This window comes from Planctomycetia bacterium (assembly GCA_034440135.1).
Lineage (GTDB): Bacteria > Planctomycetota > Planctomycetia > Pirellulales > JALHLM01 > JALHLM01.
In genome coordinates this window covers 1-8225 of sequence record JAWXBP010000042.1, presented here as the reverse complement: position 1 = coordinate 8225, position 8225 = coordinate 1, and the positions used below count along the sequence as shown (strand labels likewise).

Here is an 8225-nt window from a genome sequence, read left to right as displayed (position 1 = left end):
TTAGAAGTGGTGCGAGAAGCTAGGCGACGAGGGGTGACCGATTCATACGCAACTGAGATGGCGGTCGTCGTGCTGTATGAAGGAGCGCAATTTGACGACGCTTTGCAAATCTGTCGCGACCACTCAAGATCGGGCGCAGACATCTGGAGCTTGAAGAATCATGCCATAGCCTTGGCGGCCATGCCGGGCCAGTTGGGACAAGCCGAAGCGATTTTTGATACGGCGGTTCACGAATGCAAAGCGGGCTCGGGCTTGAGCTATATGATGGCCTTACCGCAATTGCTTGGTCCCGACGCCATCAGTGGATCGCGCGAACGTGCTGCGAGAATACACGCGACTTCGCTACACTTGATTCCGAAGGTCCGCAATCATTGGTATCACAAACTGCTGTCGTTCAACGCTGGAAAGATAAGTGCGGACGAACTTCTCCTCTCGGCACAGAATTCCCGGCTGAGTCTTTGCGAAGGCCATTTCAATATCGGGTTGCGATTCCTTGCTGGGGGAAACAAGAAAATCGCCAAGTATCATTTCCAACAATCCTTTGCAACAGGCGCCTTCTACTACGGAGAGTATATGTGGAGCAGAGCGTTTCTAAACTTGATTGATGACCCAACCTGGCCCCCCTGGATTCCAATCAACCAACAACCGACCGACAACACGGCCCAGCCCTGAACGAACTTGTCAGCGTCTCCGGCCTACTCCCCCAACGGCTTCCCAATCTCCCAGTGATGCCCGAACGGGTCGACCACGCGGCCGATGCGCCAGCCGTATTCTTCCGTTACCGCCCAAACGACCTTCGCGCCGGCCGCCACCGCGCGGGCAAACATCGCGTCCGGGTCGGCGACTGTGAGAATCATCCGCGCCGTGCCGCCGCCGAGTGACTCAGGGCTGAAATTGGCGTGCTCCGGGGATTCGTCCGCAAGCCAGAATAGCGCGCCTTCCACGGCGAGTTGCGCGACGACCGCCCCGGTCTCGTCTTGCACCGAGAAGAGTATCTCGGCGCCGAAGGCCGACTTATAAAACTCGACGGCGCGTTGACCGTTGCGCACCGAGAGCATGGCGGCGATCGAAGTCGGCGGCTGGGTGGCGTTGGGCATCGTGTTAGCACCTCGGCGAATGAGGCAAGGGAATCATCACTCCGCGTCCGGAGGCCCGGCGGAATCGTATGGGCCGGCCATCACCACGGTGTAACCATCCGGGTCGCGGAACCAGAGTTCCCAATGGTTCGGCCCGCCGCGACCGTCCGGCGGATTGCGATGGCGCGGCAGCACGACTTCGACGCCCAATTCCATGGCCCGGGCATGCGCCGCTTCGAAGTCTTCGACCTCGAACCAGAGCAGCACGCCATTGCCATAGGGCCGGTCGTCGACGTCGCCAATCGGCCCGTGATCGTGCGCCACGTCGAAGCGATGCAACTGCATGACAAGCTGCCCATTCTTGACCAGCCGCTCATATTCCCGGCCGCCATGATCGCTCTGGCAACCGAAAACGTATTGATACCAACGACTGCTGGCCTCGACATCGTGCACGCAAATCAGCGGCTCGGGTATCATGCTCGTTCCTCGTGTGTCATGAACTCGGCGATGCACAACCGCCGAACCAGTAGTGAACTATCCGCCAGGCGTATCCAACAACGATTGCAGTCTTTGCGCCAACTCAGGTTCGAAATGCGCCGGCCAACTCGCGTCGACTAAGCCCACGTCAATCAAGTCGCGGAGATGCGTGCGGTCTTTGTCTCGGTAGGATGTCAGCTTCATGCGGACCAGCGCCTCGAGATTCAACACGCGAAACGGCTGTCCCTCGACAATGTCGGTCACATCTGGTGAAGCGGCTGTGTAGTCGGCATGCACCTTCTCGCCAGCGAATACGACATGGACGGCGTCACGCGGCTTCGCGTCCGGTCCGTCAAGAAACATGTCCACGCCGAAGGACTGCTGATAGATGAAGCCGGCCGCCGACAACGCCTGTTCTGCGCTGGATAGATCGGCGCGGCGTAATACGATATCGACATCTTGCGTATTGCGGACCGCGGCCTCATCGACCCGCGAAACCCAGGCTGCCACGGCGTTCCCGCCAGCGACCGCGTACAGCACGCCAGCTTTTTCCAGCGCATTCGTCGCGCGTAAGAGTCGTTCGCGCACCTTCTCCACGGCCCGCACCATCCTTTCCAACGAAACGTCGCCGTAGGTCACCATCGTCGAGCTATCCAATGTACCTGCGGTTGCTTCGTACCCGTCCGACACCACTTGTGAGTGTAGTCGGACTGTGTCGTACCAGCTAGCGCACCGCCGTCTATTCCGACGGCGCCGCCTCGACGCCCCACACATCCGCCAGCACGCGGCACAATTCCGGATCGTGCGTTTCCAATTCTGTCCGCACAAAAGGGAAAAAGTCGTTCGTGCCGAAGTACGCCTCGGTGCCTTCGGCGAAGTATTCCATCGGATTGGTGAGCGCGTAGTGGCGCACCTTACTGCCGTTGACGTGGCGCACCGAGTCGTAGCTCTGCTTTGCGCGCGCCTGCTCCAACGCCTTGGCGACCGCCGCGTTCTCGTAGCCGTCTGGCACGAACAACTCATGGTAGCCGTGCGCCAATTCGTGCAGCACCATCCACGGCTGGTCAATCGTCCAGGACAGAAAATTCTCCGCGTTCGCGATCTCGATGCAGTTCTGCTTGTCCGGATTCATCGCGTTCTCGCGCAGCCAGCCGGCGTCAGGGTGATAGCACATGCAGGGATGATGCGGCTCGTCGAACTCAATCCAAATCGGAATCGTCCGCAACTGCTCGACCGCCTTCTCCGGTACGCGTCGCTCGATCGCCGCGAGCTGATGATCCAACAGCGCCAACACGCGATTCCCCGTCTCGGAATGTTCGGCCAACAAAGTCGGATGCAGATAAAGTTTCCACCCGCGCAACTCTTGCGTGGCGTAAGCCGACGTCGCCAACGGCGCCGGCGCTTCCTCGGCCCGTGCCCGCTCACTCGCCAATGCGAATAGCGCCACCAGCACCACACTAGCCCGTAGCGCCAGCGAGCGAGAGAGGACGTTGAAAACTGATGGCGGATCAAACTCGAAACAACGCATTTCTCACCAACCTCGATCTACGCGAGTAATCGCCCATTGCTTGCCCAGCGCACCGCCACGGCGTTATGCTCAGGCGGCGACATGCCCAACATAGTCGCGACGGCTTTGTGCGGCAAATCGCCACCTCATCGTTCGCGCCGACCCGTTTCAGGGAAACTTCCATGTACCACTTCGCACGTGGCCAAGTATCAACGGCTCTAACAGCACTCCTTTGCCTGCTCGGCGTCGCGCCGGCTCATGCTCAGGACGAGGCGCCTGCACCGCCGGCAAGTACCGCCGAAAGCCTGCCGCCGCCGGTCGAGCTATCGGCCGAGGAGGATCATCGCCGCCTCCTGGGCTTACTCGGCATCACGAGCATCCGTCGCGGCGCGGACGGGCTAAATCCGGCCTCGCCCCGCTACGCCAATTACGAGGAGGCGAAGGCCAACCCGTACCCGCATCTGCCGGACCCGCTGCTGACGCAGGGACGAGAACGCGTCACCACGCCCGAGATGTGGTGGCAAGTCCGGCGGCCGGAACTCGTTGAATTGTTTGACCGCGAAATCTACGGACGCGTCCCGGAGCAAGTGCCGGCGGTGACGTGGACCGTCGTTAGCACAGAGGAAGCGATGAATGGCGACGTGCCGATCATCTCGAAAGAAGTCGTGGGTCACGTCGATAACACCAGCTACCCGCACATCACGGTGGACATGCGCCTCACCGTTTCGACCCCCAAGGGCGCCGCCGGACCGGTGCCCGTTATCATGGAACTGATCGGGTTTGGCTTCGGCCCGCCCCGCGGCAATCGCCCGCCGGCCGGGGCAGGGCAGGGGCCTCCACGCGGCTTCGGCGACGGCGGACCGAGTTGGCAATCGCAACTCTTGGCCAAAGGCTGGGGCTACGCCCGGCTCGATACGAGCTCCGTGCAGGCCGATAACGGCGCAGGGCTCACGAAGGGCATCATCGGGCTGGTCAACAAAGGTCAGCCGCGCGACCTCGACGATTGGGGCGCCCTCCGCGCCTGGGCCTGGGGCGCAAGCCGCGCGCTCGACTATTTTGCCACCGACTCCCAAGTCGACGCCCAGCAAGTCGGCCTCGAAGGCCATTCCCGTTGGGGCAAAGCCGTCTGCGTGGCGATGGCCTACGACGAACGGTTCGCGGTCGTGTTCGTCAGCTCCTCCGGCGAGGGCGGCGTGAAGCTGCATCGCCGCAACCGCGGCGAGATCGTGGAAAACGTCGCCGGCGCCGGCGAGTACCACTGGGTGGCCGGCAACTTCATCAAGTACGCCGGCCCGCTCACCTGGGACGACCTGCCGATCGACGCCCATGAGCTCGTCGCCCTCTGCGCCCCGCGCCCGGTGTTCATCAGCAGCGGCACGGAAGGCGACGCCTGGGTCGACGCCCAGGGCATGTTCATGGCCACGGCCGCCGCGCAACCGGTCTATGAACTCCTCGGCAAGCAAGGCCTGGGCACGTACGAATACCCACCCGTGGAGACGAGCTTAATCGACGGCGACCTGGCCTTCCGCCAACACGCCGGCGGCCACACGCCCGGGCCGAATTGGCCGACGTTTATTGAATTTGCCGGGCGGTATTTGCAGGCGCCGACGGCGAAGACGGAATAAAAACACATGGAGCAAGCCGTGGAACAGCCACCATCTAAACCGCGTCGCCGCCGTTGGCTCAGTTTCAGCCTGCGGGCTTTCTTCGTACTCCTCACGGCCCTCTGCGTCTGGTTGGGCTATCAGGTCAACGCCGCCCGGCGGCAGCGCGAGGCGGTGGTCTTGCTGGAAAAACTCGGCGCGTATGTAGCGTACGACGTCGCCGATCCCAACATGGTTTACGAGGGAGGCGGCGCTCGGCCGCCGGACCTCAATGCCGTCGAACGCTGGATCGCCGCTTGGCTCGGCAAGGACTACGTCACCACCGCGATCCGCGTGCAGATTTATTCGGCTAAGGTGCGCGACGAGGACTTGCAGGACTTGGCCGAATTGCCGGGGTTGGAAGTAGTCACCCTGTCGAATTGCCCGCTCGTCACTGGTAGCATTCTCACGCGATTGCCCGCGTCGAAGAGTCTTATGGCGATCGACTTGTATAAGTCGCCGGTGTCCGAAAGCAGCCTAAGTGCATTGACGAAGTTTCCCAACCTCGGCGCGCTCAACGTGGCCGAAACTGGTATCAGCGATGCAGGGTTGCAAGCTATTGGCAACTTGAGGAATCTCCGCTCGCTAGGACTCAGCGGAATCAACGTGAGTGCTGGCGGCATCAAGCACCTGGAGCACCTGACGCAACTCCTCAGTCTCACGCTGACAGAGACGTCGATCGGCGACGAGGGGCTCCGTACGATCGGCCGATTTCATGCGCTCGAATCGCTATCCATCGATGGTGGGCAGATCACGGACGCCGGTTTGGCGGAGTTGGCTGGTCTCGACCAACTGGGGGGCCTATGGCTCAAGCGAACGCAAGTTCAGGGTTCAGGACTGCGTCACTTCGCCGATTGTAAATCTTTGATCGTGATTCGCCTGGATGGCTGCCCACTCAACGACGAAGCCGTTCCCGCGATCGCCAGCGTAAACAGCTTGTGGGGCGTCGACTTGCGAGCTACAACACTATCGGCCGAGGCCGTTGCTGAGTTGCAAACGCTCCGGCCGAAGTTGCGAATCACACCACCGTAGTTTCCGCGTCATCATTACGCGTTATGCACATCCCGACGCCGCTGGTCGCGGCGCACGCGCGCCGAAACATGGCCACGGATGCGAGTTTTCAGTCCGGTTTGTGCCAGACGCGTTTGCTTCGTCGCCGTCTCCGCGGAAAGTTGTTGGGCCGCCGTTGTAGCTAGATTGCCTTGCTGTGTGGAGTCATCTCCTGCCAGTTGTTGTAGCGTGCGCCGATCTGCGACGAGGAGTTTCTTTCGGAGCCCGGCCATGATGGCGTCCGACTCCTTGGCGGCGAGCGAACGGGCAGGCTTTTTACCGGCTCGCTTGGCCGGCGCAGCCGACTTCTTCGCTGCCGCGGATCTACGGGCGGCGGCGTTGTTGTCCACCTTCGCGGTGCGCAATGTTTTGCGCGCCGTGGCGCGCGTTGCGCGTTGTCCGCCTGACGGCTTCTTCTTGGTCGCCGATTTCACGGAAGCACCGGCAGTCTTGGCGGCGAGCTTTGCCACTTGCGACTCGAAGCCAACGAGCGCTTCCGCGAAGATCTGTTCCTTGAGTTGGCTGCGCGAGGCGAGATCCGCGGAACCCAACTGGCGGCGCTGGCCGCGCGCTTGCTTGCGGCTTTGCTCGCGCCATTTGTCCTGAAGTTTGCGGGCGCGCTCCGCATATCGTTGCGCTTCCTTAAGCGATAGTGCTCCGAGCTTCGGCCGGCGGCTCGCCTCGACGACGCCGAATTCAACAGCGGTGCAAACGGTTTTCACTTTGGCCAGCGGAATGGACATTGCGAATCAACTCCCAGCAAAAGAATGAGTGCGCTCGAACGGCCGCGGAATGTCGTTGCCGTCATCGCCCAGACACCGTCTGATTCTATCATTCATTCCCTCAGGCGACACAACGGTTACTTTGCTGTTTGCTTGCAGCACATTGGTAACTCAAGTTGCTGCAAAACCCTGCAACGGTGCATGACGTTGTCGCCACTGGGGCACGTCAAGCAAAGTGTTAGGGAGTGGGGCGCCCTGCCGTAGCTGACCCGTGTTTGCACGCCCTGGCGCAACGGCGACGTACTTCCTCGGCACGAGAGCTTCAGTTTCGCCGGCGACGGACCGAAGATACTTGTCCCGGCCCAGCGAAAAAACTTCGCCGGAGGTCTTTTCAAGCCGCCCTTCGTTCCCTAGAATGCGGAACTCGCAAGTGTCAAGTGTTCGTTGGGCCATCAGCCAGGAAGGGGGAAACGCGAATGAAAAAATTCAAACAGACCCCTTTGACAGTGCTGGTCTGAAGCGATATAGTTGGCCCCTCACCCAGTAACTTGGGTCCCTGGCCCCGGCAGTGGTCGCGGGCGTTAACCTCTGAATCGATAACGGGTTGCGTTATTGGCTAAAGGGTTCACGCTCATGCCCAGTGCGGCAGTAGTTCTTTGACAATTCGGTTGTGGCAAGAGTGGCATCTTAGAAAACGACTCGTTTGATTGAATCGCAAGATTCAAGTCAACGGGCGTGTTCTGGGCTCTTAGACGAAAATGCTTGCGGCGTCGGCTTCGGCCGGGGTATGCAGGCGGATTCGATTGGAAACGTTACTCGGTCAGTGGTCGCGCATTGCAAGCGACGCATTGACCTGTAGCGATGACATTGATCTCTGCCAACGAAAAGCGAGTGGCGCAAGTCGCGTAGCGATTCGAGGGTTGGATTAATGTGGTCAAGCTACTAAGGGCACATGGGGGATGTCTTGGCGTTAGGAGGCTTTGAAGGGCGTGGAAGACTGCGAAAAGCTCGGGGGAGTTGTCAAACGAGCGTTGATCCCGAGGTACCCGAACTGGCGTGCACTGAATTCATAGGTGTACGCAGCGAACGCGGCCAACTGAAACATCTCAGTAGCCGTAGGAGTAGAAAGAAAACTCGATTTCCTCAGTAGCGGCGAGCGAACGGGAAATAGCCCAAACCGCGCAGGTTTTCCTGTGCGGGGTTGTAGGGCCTTTCACATGGGAGTCAGAAAGTGAAGTGCTAGTGGAACCCAATGGAAAGTGGGGTCACAGAGGGTGACAATCCCGTACACAAAAGCATTTCACCTCCCGAGAGGTACCTGAGTAAGCCGGGTCACGTGGAACCCCGGTTGAATCTACGGGGACCATCCCGTAAGGCTAAATACTACCTAACGACCGATAGCGAACTCAGTAACGCGAGTGAAAGATGGGAAGAACCCCTGCTAGGGGAGGAAACTGATCCTGAAACCATGTGCCTACAAGCGGTCGGAGCGCTATGACCTTCGGGTCACGCGTGACGGCGTGCCTTTTGCATAATGATCCGGCGAGTTACCGTCATCGGCCAGGTTAAGGTCCTCAGGACCGAAGCCTCAGGGAAACCAAGTCTGAATAGGGCGATATAGTCGATGGTGGTAGACGCGAAACTGCGTGATCTACCCATGAGCAGGTTGAATCGCGGGTTATACCGCGTGGAGGACCGAACCCACTTGGGTTGAAAACCGAGGGGATGACTTGTGGGGAGGAGTGAAAGT

Annotated in this window: 8 protein-coding genes and 1 rRNA gene; 4 read left to right on the top strand and 5 right to left on the bottom strand. The window is 60.2% G+C overall.

The genetic code is table 11. The features are described from left to right. Positions 1 to 672: hypothetical protein (locus tag SGJ19_02190; protein MDZ4779045.1), on the top strand; the 672-nt coding region annotated here is incomplete at its 5' end. 23 nt (positions 673 to 695) lie between these two features. On the opposite strand, the gene SGJ19_02185 is transcribed toward SGJ19_02190, so the two are convergent. The 4 genes from SGJ19_02185 to SGJ19_02170 form a co-directional block, all read right to left on the bottom strand. Continuing rightward, positions 696 to 1097, bottom strand: a complete 402-nt coding sequence (locus SGJ19_02185) for a VOC family protein (protein ID MDZ4779044.1) — start codon at positions 1095 to 1097, stop codon at positions 696 to 698. Between the two features lie 36 nt (positions 1098 to 1133). Beyond that, positions 1134 to 1553, bottom strand: a complete 420-nt coding sequence (locus tag SGJ19_02180) for a VOC family protein (GenBank protein MDZ4779043.1) — start codon at positions 1551 to 1553, stop codon at positions 1134 to 1136. 57 nt (positions 1554 to 1610) lie between these two features. Further along, positions 1611 to 2195 carry a hypothetical protein gene (locus tag SGJ19_02175; GenBank protein MDZ4779042.1) on the bottom strand — a complete coding sequence of 195 codons (585 nt, stop codon included), beginning with the start codon at positions 2193 to 2195 and terminating at the stop codon, positions 1611 to 1613. Positions 2196 to 2292: 97 nt separating this feature from the next. Continuing rightward, complete coding sequence (locus SGJ19_02170) at positions 2293 to 3081, bottom strand: hypothetical protein (GenBank protein MDZ4779041.1); 789 nt, start codon at positions 3079 to 3081, stop codon at positions 2293 to 2295. 161 nt (positions 3082 to 3242) lie between these two features. Here SGJ19_02170 and SGJ19_02165 point away from each other — a divergent pair, with 161 nt between their 5' ends. After that, positions 3243 to 4685, top strand: a complete 1443-nt coding sequence (locus SGJ19_02165) for an acetylxylan esterase (GenBank protein MDZ4779040.1) — start codon at positions 3243 to 3245, stop codon at positions 4683 to 4685. A gap of 6 nt (positions 4686 to 4691) precedes the next feature. Continuing rightward, positions 4692 to 5735 carry a hypothetical protein gene (locus tag SGJ19_02160; GenBank protein ID MDZ4779039.1) on the top strand — a complete coding sequence of 348 codons (1044 nt, stop codon included), beginning with the start codon at positions 4692 to 4694 and terminating at the stop codon, positions 5733 to 5735. Positions 5736 to 5749: 14 nt separating this feature from the next. Here the strand turns inward: SGJ19_02160 and SGJ19_02155 are convergent, their stop codons facing one another. Continuing rightward, the gene (locus tag SGJ19_02155) at positions 5750 to 6496 is read right to left on the bottom strand and encodes a hypothetical protein (GenBank protein MDZ4779038.1); all 747 of its coding nucleotides are present in this window, start codon (positions 6494 to 6496) and stop codon (positions 5750 to 5752) included. A gap of 911 nt (positions 6497 to 7407) precedes the next feature. Between SGJ19_02155 and SGJ19_02150 the strand changes: the two genes are divergently transcribed. Then, positions 7408 to 8225: ribosomal RNA gene (locus SGJ19_02150) — 23S ribosomal RNA — on the top strand; the annotation flags it as partial.